Origin of the sequence: Nocardioides sp., assembly GCF_025964975.1 — a bacterium.
Lineage (GTDB): Bacteria > Actinomycetota > Actinomycetes > Propionibacteriales > Nocardioidaceae > Nocardioides.
Map to the genome: position 1 here is coordinate 17957 of NZ_JAOPXV010000131.1, position 20575 is coordinate 38531.

At 69.0% G+C, this 20575-nt stretch carries 20 protein-coding genes; 13 read left to right on the top strand and 7 right to left on the bottom strand.

The window, feature by feature from the left end:
- The first annotated feature begins 41 nt into the window (after window positions 1–41).
- From JWN68_RS09695 to JWN68_RS09705, 3 genes are read left to right on the top strand one after another with little or no spacing between them, the layout of a single operon-like run.
- Window positions 42–809 (top strand): alpha/beta fold hydrolase, encoded by a 768-nt coding sequence (locus JWN68_RS09695; RefSeq protein ID WP_297738152.1) that lies wholly within the window; start codon window positions 42–44, stop codon window positions 807–809.
- A gap of 22 nt (window positions 810–831) precedes the next feature.
- A complete protein-coding gene (locus tag JWN68_RS09700) occupies window positions 832–1245 on the top strand; it encodes a hypothetical protein (protein WP_297738153.1) in 414 nt (137 codons plus the stop codon).
- A gap of 35 nt (window positions 1246–1280) precedes the next feature.
- Window positions 1281–2507: a TIGR00300 family protein gene (locus tag JWN68_RS09705; RefSeq protein ID WP_297738155.1), complete on the top strand. Its 1227-nt coding sequence runs from the start codon at window positions 1281–1283 to the stop codon at window positions 2505–2507.
- Here JWN68_RS09705 and JWN68_RS09710 read toward each other — a convergent pair.
- The 5 genes from JWN68_RS09710 to JWN68_RS09730 all read right to left on the bottom strand — a co-directional run bounded on the left by JWN68_RS09710 (window position 2492) and on the right by JWN68_RS09730 (window position 6667).
- A complete protein-coding gene (locus JWN68_RS09710; RefSeq protein ID WP_297738157.1) occupies window positions 2492–3460 on the bottom strand; it encodes an ROK family protein in 969 nt (322 codons plus the stop codon). The genes JWN68_RS09705 and JWN68_RS09710 overlap by 16 nt on opposite strands.
- 183 nt (window positions 3461–3643) lie before the next feature.
- The gene (locus tag JWN68_RS09715) at window positions 3644–4630 is read right to left on the bottom strand and encodes an ROK family glucokinase (RefSeq protein WP_297738159.1); all 987 of its coding nucleotides are present in this window, start codon (window positions 4628–4630) and stop codon (window positions 3644–3646) included.
- Window positions 4627–5046, bottom strand: a complete 420-nt coding sequence (locus JWN68_RS09720; RefSeq protein ID WP_297738161.1) for a hypothetical protein — start codon at window positions 5044–5046, stop codon at window positions 4627–4629. The genes JWN68_RS09715 and JWN68_RS09720 overlap by 4 nt, the downstream gene beginning before the upstream one ends.
- Window positions 5043–6212, bottom strand: coding sequence for an ArsA family ATPase (locus JWN68_RS09725; RefSeq protein ID WP_297738163.1), 1170 nt, complete (start codon window positions 6210–6212; stop codon window positions 5043–5045). Before JWN68_RS09725 ends, JWN68_RS09720 begins: the two co-directional genes overlap by 4 nt.
- Window positions 6213–6229: 17 nt before the next feature.
- Window positions 6230–6667 (bottom strand): SRPBCC family protein, encoded by a 438-nt coding sequence (locus tag JWN68_RS09730; protein ID WP_297738165.1) that lies wholly within the window; start codon window positions 6665–6667, stop codon window positions 6230–6232.
- A 90-nt stretch (window positions 6668–6757) separates the two neighbouring features.
- On the opposite strand from JWN68_RS09730, the gene JWN68_RS09735 reads away from it, so the two are divergent.
- The 10 genes from JWN68_RS09735 (at window position 6758) to JWN68_RS09780 (ending at window position 18063) form a co-directional block, all read left to right on the top strand.
- Window positions 6758–8551 carry an AMP-dependent synthetase/ligase gene (locus JWN68_RS09735; RefSeq protein WP_297738167.1) on the top strand — a complete coding sequence of 598 codons (1794 nt, stop codon included), beginning with the start codon at window positions 6758–6760 and terminating at the stop codon, window positions 8549–8551.
- 261 nt (window positions 8552–8812) lie between these two features.
- Complete coding sequence (gene cpaB, locus JWN68_RS09740; protein ID WP_297738168.1) at window positions 8813–9589, top strand: Flp pilus assembly protein CpaB; 777 nt, start codon at window positions 8813–8815, stop codon at window positions 9587–9589.
- Window positions 9586–10818 (top strand): AAA family ATPase, encoded by a 1233-nt coding sequence (locus JWN68_RS09745; protein ID WP_297738170.1) that lies wholly within the window; start codon window positions 9586–9588, stop codon window positions 10816–10818. The genes cpaB and JWN68_RS09745 overlap by 4 nt, the downstream gene beginning before the upstream one ends.
- A 1-nt stretch (window position 10819) precedes the next feature.
- Entirely contained in the window at window positions 10820–12364 is a 1545-nt protein-coding gene (locus tag JWN68_RS09750) for a CpaF family protein (protein ID WP_297738172.1), read from the top strand.
- The gene (locus JWN68_RS09755) at window positions 12361–14262 is read left to right on the top strand and encodes a type II secretion system F family protein (RefSeq protein WP_297738174.1); all 1902 of its coding nucleotides are present in this window, start codon (window positions 12361–12363) and stop codon (window positions 14260–14262) included. The genes JWN68_RS09750 and JWN68_RS09755 overlap by 4 nt, the downstream gene beginning before the upstream one ends.
- A gap of 3 nt (window positions 14263–14265) precedes the next feature.
- The gene (locus JWN68_RS09760; RefSeq protein ID WP_297738175.1) at window positions 14266–15210 is read left to right on the top strand and encodes a type II secretion system F family protein; all 945 of its coding nucleotides are present in this window, start codon (window positions 14266–14268) and stop codon (window positions 15208–15210) included.
- Window positions 15207–16781, top strand: a complete 1575-nt coding sequence (locus tag JWN68_RS09765) for a histidine kinase (protein WP_297738177.1) — start codon at window positions 15207–15209, stop codon at window positions 16779–16781. The genes JWN68_RS09760 and JWN68_RS09765 overlap by 4 nt, the downstream gene beginning before the upstream one ends.
- Window positions 16756–17403, top strand: coding sequence for a response regulator transcription factor (locus tag JWN68_RS09770; protein ID WP_297738179.1), 648 nt, complete (start codon window positions 16756–16758; stop codon window positions 17401–17403). The genes JWN68_RS09765 and JWN68_RS09770 overlap by 26 nt, the downstream gene beginning before the upstream one ends.
- Window positions 17404–17659: 256 nt before the next feature.
- Complete coding sequence (locus JWN68_RS09775) at window positions 17660–17836, top strand: Flp family type IVb pilin (protein WP_297738181.1); 177 nt, start codon at window positions 17660–17662, stop codon at window positions 17834–17836.
- A gap of 80 nt (window positions 17837–17916) precedes the next feature.
- On the top strand, window positions 17917–18063 hold the full coding sequence (locus tag JWN68_RS09780) for a Flp family type IVb pilin (protein ID WP_297738183.1): 147 nt from the start codon (window positions 17917–17919) through the stop codon (window positions 18061–18063).
- A 52-nt stretch (window positions 18064–18115) separates the two neighbouring features.
- Here JWN68_RS09780 and JWN68_RS09785 read toward each other — a convergent pair whose 3' ends face one another.
- Window positions 18116–19354, bottom strand: coding sequence for a M48 family metallopeptidase (locus tag JWN68_RS09785; protein WP_297738185.1), 1239 nt, complete (start codon window positions 19352–19354; stop codon window positions 18116–18118).
- On the bottom strand, window positions 19351–20562 hold the full coding sequence (locus tag JWN68_RS09790; RefSeq protein WP_297738187.1) for a hypothetical protein: 1212 nt from the start codon (window positions 20560–20562) through the stop codon (window positions 19351–19353). Before JWN68_RS09790 ends, JWN68_RS09785 begins: the two co-directional genes overlap by 4 nt.
- Window positions 20563–20575: the final 13 nt, after the last annotated feature.

Sequence of the window (20575 nt, forward strand, 5' to 3'; positions counted from 1 at the left end):
CGGCGTCCCCCCACCCTCGCCCGTGGTGCAGACTCTCCCCCGTGACCACGAACCCGCTGCTGACCGCGATGTCGGCCCCCGCCCGCCCCGAGCTGACCGGAGGTCGCCCGATCGGCGCGCTCGTGCTCCACGGCTTCAGCGGCTCGCCGGCATCCATGCGCCCGTGGGCCGAGGACCTCGCCGAGCGCGGCTACGCCGTGGAGATGCCCCTGCTGCCCGGGCACGGCACCAAGTGGCAGGACCTCAACACCGTGACGTGGACCCAGTGGTACCACGAGGCGTCAGCCGCCCTCGATCGCCTCCTCGAGACCTGCGAGACCGCCGTGGTCTGTGCCCTCTCGATGGGCGGCTCGGTGGCGCTGCGGCTCGCCGAGGAGCGTGGCTCGGAGATCAGCGGGTTGGTGCTCGTCAATCCCTTCGTCTCCAGCAAGCGCCGCGAGCTCCTGGTGCTGCCGGTCCTGAAGCGGATCCTGCCCGGGCTCAAGGGCATCACCAACGACATCAAGAAGCCGGGCATGGACGAGCTCGGCTATCCCATGCTGCCCCTCAAGGGTCTTGCTGAGGTCGTGGCGATGTGGCGCGTCGTCGTCCCGGACCTCCCGCGTGTCACGCAGCCGCTGCTCTACTTCCGCTCCCGGATCGACAACGTCATCGACGAGTCGTCCAGCGCGACGGTCCTGGGGGCGATCAGCTCGACCGACGTCGAGGAGAGACTCCTCGAGGAGAGCTTCCACGTCGCCACCCTCGACCACGACGCCGGACGGATCCTCGAGGAGTCGGCCGAATTCATCGCCCGGGTCACCAGTTGATCCTCGGGTTACCGTTTGTCCCGTGAGCGGGACCGGCGACAGCGAGCGCACGAACGACGAGACCTGGCAGGCCATCGTCGACAACTTCGGCGAGCGCGCCAAGATCGACGGGCCCGAGCCCGTCGCGCCCGCCCCGGCCCGCTCGTGGCCGGAGGAGGAGCCTGGACCCGGGCCCGCTTCGGCGTACGACGACGAGCCCCGGTTCGTCCCGCCCATCCCTCCTCCGCTCCCCCGGCCGGAGCCGAGGCGCGCCATCGCCTGGGCCGGAGTCTTTGGCGCGCCGGTGCTGATGCTGGTCGCGCTGGTGCTCCAGATCGACCTGCCGTCGCTCATCGACTACCTCTTGATCGCGTGGTTCGTCGGCGGCTTCGCCTACCTCGTGGCGACGATGTCGCGCACCGGCCGCGAGCCCTGGGACGACGGCTCACGCATCTAGGGGCGATGCCCCCGCTGGGCGCTAGTCTCGTCGCCGTGAGCGTGAGCGAGAACGTCGAGGTCAGCGGCCACCTGATGGACAGCGGGATCCTCTCCCGCGTCCTCCAGGACATCCGGGAGTACGGCGGCGACTACGTCATCGACCGGTTCGACGTCGGCCACGAGGTCAACGACATCAGCCGGGCCTCCCTCGTGGTGACGGCCGAGGACGACGAGTCGCTCCAGCGCCTGCTGATGCGCCTCCAGACCCGCGGGGTCAACCAGGTCGACCCGGGCGAGGCCTCGGTGAGCGTGGCGGAGCAGGACGGGGTGTTCCCCGACGGTTTCTATTCCACGACCAACCTGGCGACCAAGATCCGGCTCGGCGGCAGGTGGCTCGACGTGGAGAACCCCGAGATGGACTGCGGCCTCATCGTCGAGGGCGAGCGCGTCTACACGCTGCCCATGTCGGACGTGAGTGTCGGCATGCAGGTGGTGACCGGCGCGTCCGGCATCAAGGTGAACGTGCCGGTCAACGACAAGAGTGGTGACTCGTTCGGCTTCATGGACTCCGACGTGTCGAGCGAGAAGCCGCAGGCGGTGCTCGTGCGCCAGGTCGCCGACGGCATGCGCGAGGCCAGGAAGGCCGGCAAGAAGGTGCTGTGGGTCGGGGGTCCCGGTGTCGTGCACACCGGTGCCGCGCCGGCGATGGTGGCCCTGGTCGACGCAGGCTTCGTCGATGTGCTGTTCGCGGGCAACGCGCTGGCCACCCACGACATCGAGTCGTCGCTGTACGGCACCAGCCTGGGCGTCGACCTGGCCATGGGCCGCGGTGTGGAGCACGGGCACGAGCACCACATCCGCGCCCTCAACACGATCCGCAAGCACGGGTCCATCAAGGCAGCGGTCGACAACGGCGTGCTGACCGGCGGCATCATGCATGCCCTCGTCAAGCATGAGAAGCGCTTCGTGCTCGTCGGCTCGGTCCGCGACGACGGCCCGCTGCCGGACGTCTACACCGACGTCATCGAGGGCCAGCGCGCCATGCGCGCCGAGATCGCCGACGTGGGCTTCTGCCTGATGGTCGCCACGATGCTGCACTCCGTGGCGACCGGCAACATCCTGCCTGCGTCCATCCCGCTGGTGTGCGTCGACATCAACCCCGCCACCGTCACCAAGCTGTCCGACCGCGGCTCGAGCCAGGCCAAGGGGATCGTCACCGACGTCGGACTGTTCCTCGAACAGCTCGCTCTCGAGCTGGTGCCGGGCTACCGTCGCGACTGAGCCTGCCGCGCGAGCTCCGCCGCACCAACGAGCCCGGCCTCAGGGCCCAGCATGGCCGGCACGAGTGGTGGTACGCCGCGGTGCGCCGCACCCACCAGCGACCTGACCAGTGCGTCGCGGGCGGGTCCGAGCAGCCGGTCGCCGGCTGCGGAGACGCCTCCGCCGACGACCACGACGTCGGGGTCGAGGGCAGCCACGAGGTTGGCCACGCCGACACCGAGCCAGTCGCCGACCGAGATGAAGGCCTCCCGCGCGACGAGGTCTCCCGCCGCCGCGGCGTCGCTGACCATCGGTCCGGTAAGACGGGGGGGTTCGCCGCCGGTGGACTCCTCAAGCACCGACGGCTTCTCGCTCATGAGCTCGCGGGCCGAGCGCACGAGGGCGTTGCCCGACGAGTACTGCTCCCAGCACCCGTGGCCCCCGCACTCGCACGCGCGGCCACCGGGCACGACCTGCATGTGACCGAACTCCCCCGCCATGCCGTTGGCCCCCCGCACGAGCCGGCCGTCCATCACGATTCCGCCGCCGATGCCGGTACCCATGGTCACCGTGATCGCCGAGCGGCAGCCCCGCGCTGCGCCATACGTCGACTCGGCCACGGCCGCACAGTTGGCGTCGTTGTCGAGGACGACCGGGGCCCCCCATCGGTCACTGAGCCGCTGCCGGACGTCCTCCCCCTGCCACGGAAGGTGCGGGGCGAACATCACCCGCTGCCCCGTCACGTCGACGAACCCTGCCGCAGCGACCCCGACGCCCGCGATCGGTGCGCCGGCGGCGGCCTCGAGCACGGCCGCCTCGAGTGCGTCCTCCACGTGCGCGATGTCGACACGGCGGCCGGGCGTGGTCCGGCGGGCAGTCCGGACGACTCGTCCGAGGTCATCGACCACACCCGCGAGCACCTTCGTGCCGCCCACGTCGACGCCGACCCAGACTGGAGTCGCGGTGAAGGTCACGCTGCACATACTTGCGCAGTGAGGATCGAGATCGAGGACGACCGGCCGTACCCATTTCACGCTGACCACAGCCGAGCGACCCCGCCCAACTATCCGCTCACCCCCGAGCGCATGTCCGCGCAGGGCGCAGAACCTCACCGCGTCGGTCGGGCGACTGGACAGGCGACGTGCCGTTGGGATGGGTCATCTCTCCGTGAGGTCCGGTGGGACGAGACGGCGAGCCGGCCAGCCTCGTGCCAGCTCCGCGGCGCCGATGAGGCCGGCTCGGTTGGCCAGCTCGGCCCTGCGGATCACAGCGACACACTCGTGTCCCCGGCTGGTGGCGTGATGTCTGAACGCCGCTCGTAGGGGCGCCAGGAGCAGCTCCCCCGCCTCACTGACGCCACCCCCGATGGCGACCATCGCTGGATCGAGCACGGCGGCCAGGGACGCGATGCCCTCCCCCAGCCACGTCCCGAGATCGACGAATGCCGCCAGGGCGAACGGGTCGCCCGCGAGGGCCGCCTCAGTGATGAGCGGTCCGTCGATCGCAGAGACGACGCCTCCTGCTAGGTGGAGCAGCGCGTCGGCAGGCCCGGAGCCTTCCTGCGCTGCAGCGCGCGCGGCGCGCACCAGAGCCGTGCCTGATCCGTAGGACTCCAGACAGCCCCGGTTTCCGCAGCCGCACCGGATCCCACCGGGCACCACGCGCAGGTGACCGATCTCCCCGGCGACGCCGTGGGCCCCGCGATGGAGCTCTCCGTCGAGGACCATCCCCCCGCCTACGCCGGTGCCGACAGTGACGAGCAGGAAGTCGTCGACGTCCCTGCCCGCGCCGAAGGTGAACTCGCCCCACGCGGCGGCATTGGCGTCGTTCTCGACCACGACCGGGAGGTCGAGCCGCTTCTCGAGCTCTGCCTTGAGGTTGAGGTCACGCCACGCGAGGTTGGGGGCGGACCGGATGCGGGCCTGGTGCCGGTCGACGTATCCCGCGGCGCCGATGCCGGCGCAGACGATCTCGTGTCGCGAGGCGAGGTCGCTGATCAGGCATGCGACCGCGGTCACGATCGCCAGGGCGTCCTGGGCTGGCGACTCCACCGCGAGCTCCTCGAGGACCGAGCCGGCTACGTCCACCACGCCAGCCGCGATCTTGGTGCCGCCCACGTCGATCCCGCAGGCGAGACCGGTCACGCCGGATCTTCCTCGGGCCAGGCGTCGCCTGCATCGCCTGTTTCGTCGAGGTCGATGTGCTCGACGCCGGTAGCTGAGGGCTCGTCGGTCGACACCGACGTCGCCAACATCCCAGCCGCGGCATGCATCAGCGAGGCTGCGGCACTGGCCAGGTGGTTCTTGACCTCCGGGCTCAGGTGACGCGCTGCGTGCACGGTGCGACAGATGGGGCACACGGTGCACTCGGCTGCGCCGGTCGCGAGGTGGCCGCTGAGGTCCTGGGCAGCCGTCGTGGCATGGTCGGACAGTCCCGAGACGCTCTCGCCCAGCCCACTTCCGTGTTCGCGGGCCCAGTCGTTGATCGCCCCCAGCAGCTTGGTCGCCTCCTCGGCCAACGACCCGACGTCAAGGTCGTGCCCCTCCTGCGCGTGCGTCACGACGTGTCCTCCTCAAACCTGACCTGGAGCTCACCCTCGGCCATCCGTGCACCAGCCACCCGGTGACGGCTCAGCCCCGGGGGGAGCGTGAGCAGACGACGATACGACCCCACGCTCACCACGAGCTCGTCGCCGTGCCGAGCGAGATCCACCTGGTCGCGGGTGACGTGCGGCAGGGCGAGGTGGAGCACGGCACCCGGGCCCGTGCGGATGACCCGGAACGGTCCGCTCCCCGAGGGGACCGCCAAGGGGTCGGAGTCGGCGTACACCTCACGCGCCAGCTGCGTCAGCGCCTCCACGCCGATGGGCTCACCCGTCCGATAGACCGAGCGCCACAACGGCAGGCCGGTGAAGGACTCGCAGACCTGTCCGAGCACGTCCGTCTGCGCCAGCACCCAGCCGGCACGCCAGTCGTCGCCGCCGTCCTCGGGGAAGATGCGATTGACCACGACGCCGTCGACCCGATAGCCGAAGAGCGACAGCATCGTGTAGGAGCGACGGGCCTCCGCGAGCACGACGGACTCCGGGGTGAGCACCACCCGGACACTCGCGTCCGGTCCAGTCAGCAGCCCGTGCACCTCGTCCAGCTCGGCGTGAAGGCGCTCGATCGCCCCGAAGACCGAGTCCTCGGGCATCGGCATCCTGGCCGCCCTCGACAGCACGGGCCCCAGCGCCTTCACGATGCGCCGCTCCACCGGGAAGACCCGCTCCATGTACCACCCGAGGGCCTCCGGCAGGGCCAGCAGGCGGAGCGTCTCCGCGGTAGGCGCGCAATCGACGATGATGACGTCCCACTCGCCGCAGAGTGCCTGCGCACGCAGCTCCAGCAGCGCCAGGACCTCCTCTGCGCCGGGAATGATTGCCAGCTCCTCCGCCGCCACCGGATCGACGCCGGCGACGTCGAGCACTCGCAGGAGATAGGCCTGGATCTCCGCCCACGACTGCTCGAAGCGGAGCTGGGCGTCGACCTGCTGGACGAAGAGGCCGGGCGAGACCTCGGTCGGCTCGGATCCCGCAGGGGCGCCGAGCGCATCCGCCAGCGAGTGCGCAGCATCCGTGGAAAGCACGAGCGTCCGTCTACCGCCGGCGGCCGTCAGCGCCGCCGTACCAGCCGCGATCGTGGACTTGCCGACGCCGCCCTTGCCCGTGAACAGAACGATCCGCACGCGTCAGGCCTGCGTGCTCAGCGCGTCTCGACGCGCTTCTTCAGACCCTTGAGGGCAGTGTCGATCAGGATCTTCTCGCCCTTGCGCTTGAGCATGCCGATCAGCGGGATAGAGACGTCGAGGGCGAGGCGGTAGGTCACCTCGGTCGAACCGTCGCGCAGGTCGCGCAGCGCGTAGGAGCCGTCCAGCGCCTTGAGCATCTTGCCCTCGACGAGCGACCAGGTGACCTCGCGGTCGCCGTCCCAGTCGTAGGCCAACGTGTATTCGTCCTTGATGGGCGAGACGTCGAGCTCGAAGAAGACCTCCTCGGCGCGACCGTCCACCCCCTCGGAGGTGACCTCGGCCTTCTGGACGCCCTTGGCCCACGAGGGGTAGGACTTGAAGTCAGCGATCACCGCCATCACCGCGGCGGGCGGGGCGTCGATGAGGATCGACGAAGTGGTCTGCTCGGCCATGCCGGTGACCCTACCGGACGCCGAGCCAGCGCAGCTCGTGCTGCGGGCCAGCGATAGCCTGCGGGCACACCGCCCTTCAAGGAGGCCTCTGTGCGCGAGTTCGCTGCGCCACTCACCATCGAGATCCCGGCTGCGGGCAACCTCACCGACGACGTCGTCCGCAATTCCCGCGAGGCTGCTGACGACGTGGTGTTCAACCGCCGCGTCGCCGACGCCTGGGTGGACGTGACCGCACGCGAGTTCCTCGAGGAGGTCTCCGCGGTCGCCAAGGGGCTGATGGCGGCCGGCATCGAAGCCGGCGACCGGGTCGCCCTGATCTCCAAGACCCGCTACGAGTGGACGCTCCTCGACTACGCCATCTGGTTCGCCGGGGCCGTGACGGTGCCGGTCTACGAGACGTCGTCCGCCGAACAGATCGGCTGGATCCTGCAGGACTCGGCGGCCCGGGCGGTCGTCGCAGAGAACGCCCAGCACCTCGCCCGGATCCGCGAGGCACGCGAAGCGGGAGCCGGCTCGCACCTCAACCACGTCTGGTCGCTCGAGGACAACGCCCTCCGCGTCCTGAGCAAGCTGGGCGAGGACATCTCCGATGAAGCCCTGGAGGCGCGGCGTGCCTCGACCGGGCCGAGCGACCTCGCGACGCTGCTCTACACGAGCGGGACCACGGGTCGGCCCAAGGGCTGCATGCTCACCCACGCCAACTTCGCCTTCGAGCTGGAGGTCGCCACCACCGAGCTCCATGACCTCTTCGACACGCCCGGCGCCGCCACCCTGCTCTTCTTGCCGTTGGCCCACGTCTTCGCTCGGATCATCCAGGTGGGCTGCGTCAAGCAGCGGGTCCGGCTGGGTCACAGTGCCGACATCACCCACCTCCTCGCGGACCTCGAAGCCTTCCAGCCCACCTTCATCCTTGCGGTGCCGCGAGTCTTCGAGAAGGTCTTCAACAGCGCCTCGCAGAGCGCGACCGCCGATGGCCACGGCAAGCTGTTCGAGCGCGCCGCCGAGACGGCCATCGCCTGGTCGCGGGCGCAGGACAAGGGCCGGGTCCCGCTCCGGGTCAAGGCCCAGCACGCGCTGTTCGACAAGCTGGTCTACGGCAAGCTGCGCGCCGCGCTGGGCGGGAAGTGCTCCTTCGCCGTCTCCGGCGGCGCCCCCCTCGGGGAGCGGCTCGGACACTTCTATCGTGGCGTCGGGGTCACGGTGCTGGAGGGCTACGGCTTGACCGAGACCACGGCTGCGCTCACTGTCAACCTCCCGGACGCCCAGAAGATCGGCACGGTCGGCCGGCCGCTCCCGGGCACGGCCGTGCGGGTCGCCGACGACGGCGAGCTGCTCTTCCGCGGCCCCCAGGTCTTCACCGGCTACTGGGCCAACGAGACCGCGACGGCGGAAGCCGTCACGGACGGCTGGTTCCACACCGGCGACGTGGGCGAGGTCGACGATGAAGGATTCGTGCGGATCACTGGTCGCCAGAAGGAGATCCTGGTGACGGCAGGCGGCAAGAACGTCTCCCCCGCCGTGCTCGAGGACCGCCTTCGCGCGCACGCCCTCATCGACCAGTGCATCGTCGTCGGGGACGGCCAGCCCTTCATCGCCGCGCTCGTGACGCTGGACCGTGACGCCTTCCCCGCCTGGGCCGAGGCCCACGGCAAGCCGGGCTCGGTGGCGGACAACCTCGACGACCCGGACCTCCTCGCCGAGATCGACCGCGCTGTCGACGACGCCAACGCGGCCGTCTCCAGGGCCGAGGCGATCCGAAAGTTCGCCGTCCTCGCCGATGAGTGGACCGAGGAGGGCGGGCACCTGACACCGAGCCTGAAGCTCAAGCGCAACGTGGTCATGCGCGAGTTCCGGGCCGACGTCGAAGCCCTCTACCTGCCCTGATCGCGCGCACCCTCGCGCGTCGCGTCACCGAAGTGACTAGTGATTCGAGGTGATCTCTAGTCAATTCGGGTGGTACGAACGCGTCGTTCGGGCGGTTTGTTCGGTTTAGCCCACAGGCATCTGGCCCGCCCCCTAGATTTTTGTCTTGGGAATCTGGGTCCCCCGGCGTCATCAGGTGATGTTCCGAGATCACCGCCCGCCGGTTGGCCCTGAGCACCCAGACGAAATCCCGAATTCTCTGACACTGCGAAGGAACGCCACATGGCTCGCCGCTCCGTTCTCCTGCTGGTTGCCGTGATCATCGCCCTGGCGGGCACTGCACTGATCGTGGTCTACGTCCAAGGCATCGACCAGCGGGCCCAGGAAGGCCAGGAGATGGTCGAGGTGCTGACCGCCTCTGCGACCATCGAGTCGGGCGAGGACGTCTCCGACGCGACCGAGGCGGGGAAGTTCGAGAAGCGGGAAGTACGTCGCGCCGACCTCATTGACGGCGCCTTGACGACCACCACGTCGATTGCGGACGCGGTCGCCCTCGGCACCATCTTCCCCGGCGAGCAGATCCTGGCCGCGAAGTTCGGCAGTCAGTCCGACGCCGAGAGCCTGGTCATCCCCGACGACAAGCTTGCTGTCTCCGTCGAGCTCTCCGACCCGGAGCGAGTCGCCGGCTTCGTCAACCCCGGCTCCGACGTGGCAATCTTCATCTCGTCCGACCCGGTGCTCTTCCTGCCCGACGGCACCCAGAAGACCCTGCCGCCGTACACCCGTCTCCTCCTGCCGAAGGTCCAGGTCATCGGCGTCGGCACGACCAGTGTCTCTGCCACGACGATCACCACCGAAGCGGGCGCCGAGGTCACCGAGTCGGTGCCGAGGACCATCCTGACCGTGGCGGTCAACCAGAAGGACGCGGAGAAGCTGATCTACGCCTCCCGCAACAGCGACGTGTCGTTCGCGCTGCTCAACAAGAACACCAAGATCACCGACCAGCCGGGTGTCTCGGCCGATCAGCTGATGCCCGAGCTCCTCCGGACCGGACAGTGACCGCAATCCTGGAGCCCGACGTCGGGCAGCTCGCGATCGTGCGGACCATGCTCCACGGCTCGATCGCCTACCAGACCATGGACGAGCTGGACGCTCACCTGGTCGCCCAGCCCAACGAGTTCGCGGTGGTCATCGGTCCGACGGTCGGCCTGGACGTCGCCACCGCCTTCGCCAAGCGGTCGCGCATCCAGCGGCCCGACCTAGGCGTGATCCTCCTTCGTCGCGCCATCGACCACGACGTCCTGACCACTGCCCTTCGCAGCGGGATGCGTGAGGTGGTGGAGGCCAGCGACCTGGCGGGCATCACCACCGCCGTGCACCGCGCCCGATCCGTCGCCGGCGAGATGTCCAAGATCCTCGAGGGCGAGGCCAAGGCCGCCGCGACGTCTGCCGTCGCCCAGGCCAGGGCCGAGTCCGCCGCCGCTCAGGCAGCTGCAGATGCTCCGCAGGGGAAGGTGCTCACGGTCTTCTCGACCAAGGGCGGGGTCGGCAAGAGTCTGGTGGCCGCCAACACGGCCGTCGCCCTCAGCGACGCAGGCAAGAAGGTCTGTCTGATCGACCTCGACGTCAACAGTGGCGATGTAGCGATCATGCTGCAGCTCTCACCGACGCGCACCATCAATGACCTCGTCGCCTTCAACGGCATGATCGACGAGGAAGCGATCACCTCCATCCTCACCCGTCACTCCGAGCGGTTGTCCATCGTCGCTGCCCCCGTCCGCCTCGACTCACCGGACCACGCCACGGCGGACGACATCGGCAACATGATCGACACCCTCAAGTCGATGTTCGACTACGTCGTGGTCGACACGTCCGGGGTCTTCGACGACAACGCGCTCACTGCTCTCGATCGCACCGACACCATCATCCTGGTCGCCACCCTCGACATCCCGGCTCTCAAGGGCCTCAAGCTGGCGACCGGCACCCTCGACCTTCTCAACTTCCCCCGCGACACGTGGAAGTTCGTCCTCAACAGGGCTGACGGGAAGGTCGGCCTCACGGTTGACGAGTTCGAGTCCACCCTCGGCCTCAAGGCGACCACCACGCTGGTCTCCAGCCGCGAGGTGCTGACGGCCGTCAACCGGGGTGAAGCGCTGGTCCGCGCCTACCCCTCGCACGCCAACTCCAAGGCCCTCATCTCATTCGCCCACTCGTTCATCGGCGCCAGCGACACCGGGTCCAAGGGTCGCAAGGCCTCAGGCTCGCGCTTGCGTCTCAGGAAGGACTGATATGAGTCTCAGCGACCGGATCGCCGCCGCTCAACGCTCCCGCACGTCCTCGGATGCTCCCGCGCCGCCTCGAGAACCCGCCCAAGCGGCAGCCGGCGTCGCCACCGGGGCCCTCGCGGCGCCCGCAGGCGCACCCCCCGGCGCGCGTGTCGCTACTCCCCGCGCCGCAGCCCCGCAGGCGGCCGTTCCCCCGTCCGTGGCGTCGAACGGGAGCGGCACCACGGCCCTCGCCAAGCTGACGGCCACCAAGGCAGCGCCTGCCGGACGCGACCCTTTCGCCGAAGTCAAGAGGATCGTCCACGCCAAGCTGGTCGAGGCGCTGGGCCCCAAGCTGTACGACGCGCACATGACCCAGTCCGAGCTGGAGCAGCAGGTGCACGTCGCCCTGCAGATCGCGCTGGCCGACGCCGACCAGCCGATGTCCTCGGTCGACCGCGCCCGCGTCTCCCAGGAGATTGCCGACGACATCCTCGGCTACGGTCCCCTGGAGCCGCTGCTGCGTGACGGGGATCTCTCCGAGGTCATGGTCAATTCCTTCGACAGCATCTACATCGAGCGCAAGGGCAAGCTGGTCAAGACGGACTTCCAGTTCGCCGACGAGGCCCACCTGCGCCGTACCATCGACAAGATCGTCAGCAAGATCGGCCGACGCGTCGATGAGACCAGCCCCATGGTGGACGCCCGGCTGCCGGACGGCAGCCGTGTCAACGCGATCATCCCGCCGTTGGCCCTCGACGGCTCCAAGCTGACCATTCGCAAGTTCTCCGAAGATCCCTACACGATCGAGGACCTCATCAGCTTCAACTCCATCTCGCGCCAGGGAGCAGACCTCCTGCAGGCCTGCGTCAAGGGTCGCCTCAACATCCTGGTCTCCGGCGGAACCGGTTCGGGCAAGACCACCACCCTCAACGTGCTCTCCTCCTTCATCCCCTCCGACGAGCGCATCGTGACCATCGAGGACGCCGCAGAGCTCCGGCTGCACCAGGACCACGTGCTGCGGCTCGAATCCCGGCCGTCCAACATCGAGGGCAAGGGAGCGGTGACCATCCGCGACCTCGTGAAGAACTCCCTGCGTATGCGCCCCGACCGGATCGTGGTCGGCGAAATTCGTGACGCCGCCGCGCTCGACATGCTCCAAGCAATGAACACGGGTCACGACGGCTCCATCTCCACCCTGCACGCGAACACACCGCGCGACGCACTCTCCCGCCTCGAAACCATGGTGCTGATGGCGGGGATGGACCTGCCCATGCGCGCCATCCGCGAGCAGGTCGCGAGCGCCGTCGACCTGATCATCCAGCAGACCCGTCTCAAAGATGGCACGCGCCGCATCACCGCGATCACCGAGATCGTCGGCATGGAGGGCGAGATCATCACCACCCACGACGTCTTCCTCTTCGACTACTCCGCCGGCACTGACGAGAACGGGAAGTTCCAGGGCCAGCTCAAGTCGATGGGCCTGCGGCCCCGCTTCATCGAGCGCCTCATCGACCACGGCGTCAAGATCGACCCGGCCATCTTCGCAACCCCCAGTGGGCTGCGATGATCCCGCTCCGGTGGCGCCCCCGCGCTACGTCCCTGGCGAGTCTCGCGGCGCTCACCGTCCTCTCCGCCGCGCCTGCCATGGCCGCCGACGAAGTGACGATCGACCACGTGGAGACCTCTGACGGGGTCGTCTCCATGGTCGTCTCGGTGGACGGCGTGCCAGGCGCGTCGGTCGGCGAGTCCGACATCACGGTCCAGATCAACGGCGAGGCAGTCGACGCCAAGGCCAAGGCGGTTACTGCGGGCGACGTGACGCGTACCTCGATCCTGGTGGTGGACGCCAGCAACAGCATGCGCGGGGCGAAGTTCGACGCCGCGACAGACGCTGTGATCGCGTTCCTGGCCACCGCGCCGCCCGACGTCCAGATCGGCATGGTGGCCTTCGCGGGCACCGTCGGCACCGTCGTGGCCCCCACTGACGATCGCCAGGCTTTGCTGGCGGAGTTCACCGGCCTCGAGCTCGCCGGCGGCACCGGCGTCTATGACGCCGTGGCCGAAGCTCTGGAGCTCGCGGGGTCCGAGGGCTCTCGTTCGCTGCTGCTCGTCTCCGACGGCGCTGACACCGGCAGCAAGGCCACCTTGGACGAGGTGGCGAAGGCGGCGGTGGAGGCCGAGGTGGTGATCGACGTGGTGTCGATCGGAGGAGCGGCGAAGGCTGATGCCCTGAACACCTTCGCGGACGAGACAACGGGTCAGGTCATTCCGGCCGAAGCCGAGGCCCTGGCTGCCGTCGTCGCCGAACAAGCCCAGGCGCTCGCGCAACAGTTGCTGGTCAGCATCGAGCTTCCTGACGGGGTGAGTGGAGACGCCGACATCACTGTCAGCGTCGAGGGCGTCGGCACCTCCTTCGACGACTCCGTCTTTGTCAACGTCGGCGAGCGCGCGAAGGCCGACACCGGCCCCTCGTCGACCGTGGTGGAACCCACGCTGGTGAGCACCCCCGTCATGCTGGCGGGAGCCGGTGCCCTGTTCCTGGGTCTGGCCGTTCTCCTGTGGACGCTGCTGTCCGGTGGTACGGGCCGCAAGTCGTCCGTCGACAAGCGGCTCGACTCCTACTTCGGTGGGCAGGACGACGCCAAGGGCGGACGTCGAGGCGCCGAGTCGCCCGCGTTCAAGGACTCCGCCGTCGCCCTGACCGGGCGCATGGTCAACGACGACCTCGAGACGAAGATCGCCAAGCGCCTCGCAGGCGCTGGGTCTGCCCTGACGGTGGCGGAGTGGGTGCTGCTGCACGCGGCGATCGCGGTCGGCACCGCCGTCGCCTTCTTCTTCCTGTTGGGCCCGATCATGGCTCTGCTGGGCCTGCTCATCGGCATCGTCCTGCCCTGGATCTATCTCAAGTGGCGGCACTCGCGGCGATTGAGTGCGTTCAACGGTCAGCTTGCCGAGACCCTCGGCTTGATGGCGGGCGGGCTCCAGGCAGGGTTATCGCTGCCTCAGGCCGTGGACACCGTCGTGCGTGAGGGGATCGAGCCCATGGCTGGCGAGCTCCGGCGTGCCCTGGTCGAGCAGAGGCTGGGCGTCGACATCGCCGAGGGCCTCGAAGGAGTGGGTGAGCGCATGGAGAGCGATGACTTCGCCTGGGTGGTGATGGCGATCCGCATCCAGCGCGAGATCGGTGGCAACCTGGCCGAGATCCTCAACACGGTGGCCGACACGCTTCGCGAGCGCGAGTATCTCCGCCGTCAGGTGAAGGCGCTCAGCGCCGAGGGTCGGCTCTCGGGCTACATCCTGACCGCCATGCCGCCGTTCGTCATGATCTACTTGTCCTTCGCCAACCGCGAATACATCGAAGTCCTGTGGAGCACCGTGATCGGCTGGATCATCCTGGCCTTCGCCGGTGTCATGCTCCTCATGGGCGGCATGGCCATGTCCAAGTTGGCAAAGGTAGAGGTCTGAGTCATGTCACCCACCCTATTTTTGTTGCTCGGCGCGGGCCTGGTGTTCGCCGCCATCACCCTCGTCCTGAGCATGATCGGTGTCGCCAGCACCGAGCGGCGCGGTGTCGCCCGCTCGGTCGCAGCCATCCAGGCACTCGAGGCCGCGCCAGCCTCGATGAAGGAGGCCGAGCTCGAACGGCCGTTCGCCGAGCGCGTCATCGGACCGCTGGGGGACCGCCTCGTCACGCTGGGGCGCAAGCTGACCCGTGCCGACACCGCCCAGAAGCTGCAATACCGCCTCGATGTCGCCGGCAACCCTCCCGGCTGGGGCGTCAGCCGGTTGATCGGTCTCAAAGTCCTCGGGATGGGCGGTCTCGGGCTCCTCGGGCTCTTCTACACGGCCGTCGTCATCGGAATGCCCTTCATGCGGGTCATCATCATCTCCGCACTGTTGGCTGCCCTGGGTTACGTCCTGCCCAACATCCTGCTCAACAACGCGGGACAGAAGCGCTCGAAGCTCATGCGCAACTCCCTGCCAGACGCCATCGATCTGCTGACCGTCTCGGTGGAAGCCGGGCTCGGCTTCGACTCCGCCGTGGGCCGAGTCGCCCTCAACACCAAGGGCCCGTTGTCGGAAGAGTTCGCCCGCCTGCTTCAGGAGATGCAGCTCGGTGTGGGCCGGACCGAGGCCATGAGGGCCATGGCCGAGCGGTCCTCGATCCAGGAGTTGAAGTCCTTCTGCATGGCCATGGTGCAGGCCGACAACCTCGGCATCCCGATCGGTCGGGTGCTGCGCATCCAGAGCGCCGAGATGCGCGTCAAGCGACGTCAGCGGGCGGAGGAGAAGGCTCAGCAGGTGCCGGTCAAGATCATGATCCCGCTGATGCTCTTCATCCTGCCGTGCCTGTTCATCATCGTGATGGGTCCGGCCGTCATCAGCATGATTGAGATGTTCGGCAAGACATGAGCCCGGCCGCCGGCTACTTAGCCACTGCCTCGTTGAGGCAGTGGCGGGTCACCACCGCCGTCCGGGTCTTCAGCCTGGCGCTGGCGACCGGGTCCGTACTGGCAGCCGGATCGTTTAGCCAAGCAGCTCCCCTGCTCGCTGCCATCGCCCTGATCGCAAGTGCCACCAGCGCTCTGGAATGGGGCACGCCCACGGTCAGCACTCGGTGGCTGCCGGTCGGTGAGTCCCTGCTCGTCGCACTGCTCGTGATGTCCACGCCCGAGCAGCCGGGGGTGCTTGCCTACCTCGCGGTCCCGCCCGCGGTGGCCGGCGTCCGCTTCGGCCTGGTGACGGCGACCAACGCGATCTTCGTCGCAGCGGCAGCCAGCGTGGTGACCGCAGTGGTCTCTGGTGACCCTGGGGGCGCCGAGCGGCTCGCTCGCGCTGCGCTGTGGCTGCTAGCAGGGTACGGCGTCGGTCTGCTGGCCACCTGGCAGCTGCGCTCGGTGCGCGACATCGAGGCGCGGCAGGCGCCGTACGCCGCCGCCAACCAGCTGATGTCGCAGCTGCACCAGCTGGCCCGGCACGGCCGAGTGGGCCTCGACAGCGCGCAGGTGGCGTCGGACCTGGGCGTCGAGCTGCGCTCAGCCACTGGTGCCGAGCAGTCCGCGGTCTTCATCGACGCCAACGGTGGCGCGGTCGACCTGCTCGCCGCTCATGGCGACACACCCCAGCTGCTGGCCCTGTGCGACCAGATCGCCGACGGCAAGCCGGCGCGCCCCGGGGTGACTCTGCTCCCCCTTCGCAGCGCCGAGAAGGTGCGTGGCCACGTGCTGCTCGTCCGGACCAAGGAGTGGACCGACGAGGAACTGGAGCGGGCGCAGGAGATCGCTGACGAGTTCGTCCTGCGTCTGGATACCGCAGTCCTGTTCGACGACGTACGCCTCATGGCCACCGCCGAGGAGCGCAACCGGATCGCGCGCGAGATGCACGACGGTGTGGCTCAGGAGGTCGTCGCGCTGGGCTACGTCGTGGACGAGATCGAGACCGTCTCTCAGGAGCCGGAGATCCGTGAGCTGGCGGCCACGCTGCGCAGCGAGATCAGCCGCGTGGTCACCGAGCTGCGCTTCTCCATCTTCGACCTCCGCCACCAAGTGGCCGACCACCGGCTGGCCGGAGCCTTGACCGAGTACGTGCGCGAGATCAGCCACGGCACGGGCCTGCGGGTCCACCTGGTCCTCGACGAGTCGGGCCCGGCGCTGCCGAGCCGCATCGAGACCGAGCTTCTCCGCATCGCGCAAGAAGCCCTCGGCAACGTGCGCAAGCACGCCCGAGCAGCCAACGTCTGGATCACCCTGGTCTCGCACGGCGCGGATGTCACCTTGAGGATCGAGGACGACGGCGTCGGCAACGCGGTTCCTCGTGAGCGTCACTGGGGACTGCAGACCATGACCGAGCGAGCCGAGCGCATCGGCGCCCGTCTCACCATCGCGCCACGCACAGACGGGGGCACAGTCGTCCTGCTGCGCTCGACGGACGTGGCCACCGCCGAAAGGATCACCCCCCGTGACCACCACCGTTCTCCTCGTTGACGACCATGAGCTGATCCGGCAAGGGTTGGCCCGCGCCTTCGAGCGCGACGACCAGATGACCGTCGTCGGACAGGTCGGAGGTGTGGCCGAGGCACTGGCCGCTTACGCCAGCCTCCAGCCCGACGTCGTGGTCACCGATCTCCAGCTGATGGACGGGCACGGGCTGGACGTCGTCCGGGCCATCCGGGGCGAGAGCGAGAGCGTGGGTCTGGTGGTGCTGACGATGCACGCCGGTGACGACCAGATCTTCGCCGCCATGGAAGCGGGCGCATCGGGGTTCGTGGGCAAGGACAGCAAGGCTGCCGAGGTGGTCAGCGCTGCCAAGCACGCTTCCGTCGCGCCCAGGACCTTCCTGTGCGCCGGGTTGGCCGCCGCGATGATGCGGCGCGCCAGCACCCCCTCCACTCCCTCGCTGTCGGCCCGGGAGATCGAGGTCCTCGCCCTGCTGGCCGATGGTCTGGGCACCGGCGAGATCGCCGGGCGGTTGTTCCTGAGCGAGTCCACTGCGAAGACCCATATCACGCACATCTACCAGAAGCTCGGCGCCGCGAACCGGGCCCAAGCGCTCGTCACCGCAATGCGGATCGGCTTGCTCTCCCATCTGGCACCCCAGCGCTTCTGACTCGTCATCGACAAGCTCTGACTTCGCTCGCCGAGGCCGGGACACCCGTCGGGGTCCCGGTCTCGGTGATTTCTGGGCCGACGAATCCGTCTGGATCAGCTGGTCCAGTCCAGTGGGTGGTGCGTCGTAGTCAGATGGGACTAGTGCGTCTTGACCGATCACCTGATCTCCCGCGAGCCGAGCCGGGGCAAGATTCTTCTTACCCGGGTGCCCCCCGGCCCCGACAACACTGACCTCAAACTCCCAGGAGAATCACATGCTTGAGAAGTTCATCACCTTCATGATCGTCGGCCGCAACAAGGATGAAGAAGGCGCCACCGCCGTCGAGTACGGCCTGCTGGTCGCCCTCATCGCCGCCGTCATCATCACCGTCGTCGTCCTCCTCGGCAACCAGATCAACACGGCGTTCAGCTCCATCACCACCCAGCTCTGATTTAGTCCAGTGTGGCCGGGCCGTCTCTCCTCGAGGCGCCCCGGCCTTCTGCATTCCGCCCTCACCGCCAGGAGACAAGCATGAATTCACAGCCTGAGCACCGAGGAGAGAGTGGTGCGACTGCGGTCGAATACGCGGTGCTCATAGCGATGGTCGCCGCGGTCATCTTCGTGGTGATCGCGGTGCTGGGGACGAAGGTCATCCCTCTCTACGAGCTCACGTTCTGACGCCCTGAGGCTCAACACCAGACCCGGACCGTGTCTGCGGCCCGGGTCGCGGCTATTTCTGGCCAGACAGGGATCGAGCGATAGCCACCCGCTCGAGCGTCGTGGGATGACTCCCCCACCACCAGTGAAGCCAGGCCGGCGGTGTCGGGTCTGCCAGTGATCGCAGCGCCAACGTCCGCTGCATCTCGACGAAAGCTGCGCTCTCACCCGTCGCGGTCAAGGCGTCGACATCCGCCCGGGTCTCGATCTGCCGGCTGGTGCCGTTCTGCAGCGGACTCGCGACCAGCGTCGCCCACAGGGCCAGCGCAAGCACGAGCGGCACGACTCCCGGGTCGGCCATGGACGGCCCGCGTCCCCTGCGGGTCAGCACGAGTCCCAGGAGACCGACTCCGGCTGCGCACCCCAGGGCCGCCAGCGACGTGCCGATCACCACGTCGTCGTGCGCAGCGTGCGCGAGCTCGTGCGCGACCACGGACAAGGCCTCGTCCTGCGACAACGACTCGACCAGCGTGTCGTAGACGACCACGCGACGGGTGGCTCCGAACCCCGACACGTAGGCGTTCAGGCTGGTGGTACGCCGCGACGCGTCGGCCACCAGGACGTTGTCGACGTGCACCTCCTCCTGGTCCGCCAGCGTCAGGATCGCCGAGCGCAGCTCGCCCTGCTCCAGGGGGACGAAGTCGTTGTTCAGCGGCTCGACGACGACCGGGTAGACGAACGACGTCAGCACCACCAGTGCGCCCACCACGAAAGCGGCCATCGCCGGCCAGGCGCGAGCCCACCGTCGCGCCACTCCGATGAGGGCGAGCAGCACCAGGGAGGTGCCCATAGCCGCGATCGCCTCACCGACGACGAGGTCTCGGGCATAGTCGGCCCACGGCTGGTTGCTCAGTCCGCCCGCGAGGCGGTGTCGCTGCAGCATCACGCTGCACGGCAGCGTCGCGAGGCGCCCGGCCAGACCGATCAGGGCCACCCCCAGCACGACCTGGACCCACCACGGCCCGGGCAGTCGGGCCATCACGCGCGCCCCCCAGCGGCTGAAGCCAAGGGCGGACGCCACCGCCAGGCTGATGGCGAGCGAGGACAGGCTCCACAGTCGTGCCCACGAGGCGTAGTCCTCGCCTCGTCGGACTTCAAGCGGCGTGAACACCGACTCGGGCGCAACCGCCGGCGGGGCTCCGCCTGCCACGGGTTGCCACGGCACCCAGACGAGGGCAACGATCGCGAACCCGACCGTGGCGATGGCGGTGACCACGAGCGCTACTCGACGCACTGCCTGCTTGTCGGTCACGAGGCCAGCTTCCTGAGCCGTTCCTGCCACGCCACGAGCACCTCCGCGGGTGTCAGGCCGACGCCGGCGAGGGCGGCGCGGGTGCTCTCGCCCTCGGAGGCCAGCTCGTAGACCCGTACGAGACCCTGCTCGCCCACCTGGGCGGCCACCTCGACGCAGACCAGCCATGCCAGCTCGTAGGCGGCCGCGAGGTCGTCGGCAGACACGTCGAACTCCGCGGTCCCGGGCAGCTGGTCGGGCACGCCGCTTCGGCGTACGCTCGCGCGCGCACGCGCCGCGGTGACATCGAGCCTCAGGTCGATGTCTCGCAGTGCGACGTAGTCGGCGAATCCCTCGAGCAGCCACGGGTCGATCTCGGCGTTGGCGGCGTCGGTCGCCACGTGCACGAGCTCGTGGCTGATCACGACCTGGGCGCCTGCGCCGCGGAGACGGCCGGTCACGTCCGGGTTGACGAACACTCGTACGGGGGCGTCGCCGCGACCGGAGCCGTCGGCCTGCGCCGTGACAGCCGCGATGGCGGAGTAGGTGCCCTCGGCCACGTCGAGGCTCGCGTCGAGGCCGGCAGCGCTCGCCGGCACCTCCATCACCACGGACGGACGCCACCGCGGCAGCACGCGGCGGACGACGGGGATGGCCCGACGCACGCGCTGGAGATAGCTCTGCGCCCTGCTCGCAGCATCGTCGCCGGCTGCCATGACCAGCGCTGTGTCGGTACGCCGCACGGCGAGCCGCTGGCCCCACCAGAGCGGACTGATGCGGTCGCTGCCGCCGAGCCCGGTGATCACCACACGTTCGCGGTCTCCGGCGAAGTCGACAAGCACCTCGGCCCTGGCGGGCTCCCGGTCGAAGCCGGCAACGGCCCAGGTCAGGGCGACCGCGGCGGTCCACGAGCCCTCGGGTGACACGGCGCCCACCTCGTCGACGTAACGGGCCGAGAGCTCGGTCAGGTCGAGCGCGCGGACGTTGGTGGCGGCTGCCGCCAGCTCCTCACGGGCGGCCCCGTCGCCTTCGGCGGCCAGGTCGGCCGCACCGGCGGGATCGCCGGCCTCGAGGGCGGCGAGCAGGTCCTGGACCGCGCCAGCGGCAGAACCGGACCGCGCGGAGGGTGGGCCCTGCTGTGACAGATCAGCTTGATACGGCTCGCCACGTCCCGACAACACCAGGCCGGCCAGGGCGACCAGGCCCATCGACAACGAAAGACCGGCCACCCACCTTCGTGGG

What these genes read in the sequence shown, in the direction of transcription:
- JWN68_RS09755 (WP_297738174.1), top strand. Translation starts at nt 12,361, where the DNA reads ATGATCCCGCTCCGGTGGCGCCCCCGCGCTACGTCCCTGGCGAGTCTC.
- JWN68_RS09730 (WP_297738165.1), bottom strand. Translation starts at nt 6,667, where the DNA reads ATGGCCGAGCAGACCACTTCGTCGATCCTCATCGACGCCCCGCCCGCC.
- JWN68_RS09750 (WP_297738172.1), top strand. Translation starts at nt 10,820, where the DNA reads ATGAGTCTCAGCGACCGGATCGCCGCCGCTCAACGCTCCCGCACGTCC.
- JWN68_RS09760 (WP_297738175.1), top strand. Translation starts at nt 14,266, where the DNA reads ATGTCACCCACCCTATTTTTGTTGCTCGGCGCGGGCCTGGTGTTCGCC.
- JWN68_RS09780 (WP_297738183.1), top strand. Translation starts at nt 17,917, where the DNA reads ATGAATTCACAGCCTGAGCACCGAGGAGAGAGTGGTGCGACTGCGGTC.
- JWN68_RS09775 (WP_297738181.1), top strand. Translation starts at nt 17,660, where the DNA reads ATGCTTGAGAAGTTCATCACCTTCATGATCGTCGGCCGCAACAAGGAT.
- JWN68_RS09765 (WP_297738177.1), top strand. Translation starts at nt 15,207, where the DNA reads ATGAGCCCGGCCGCCGGCTACTTAGCCACTGCCTCGTTGAGGCAGTGG.
- cpaB (WP_297738168.1), top strand. Translation starts at nt 8,813, where the DNA reads ATGGCTCGCCGCTCCGTTCTCCTGCTGGTTGCCGTGATCATCGCCCTG.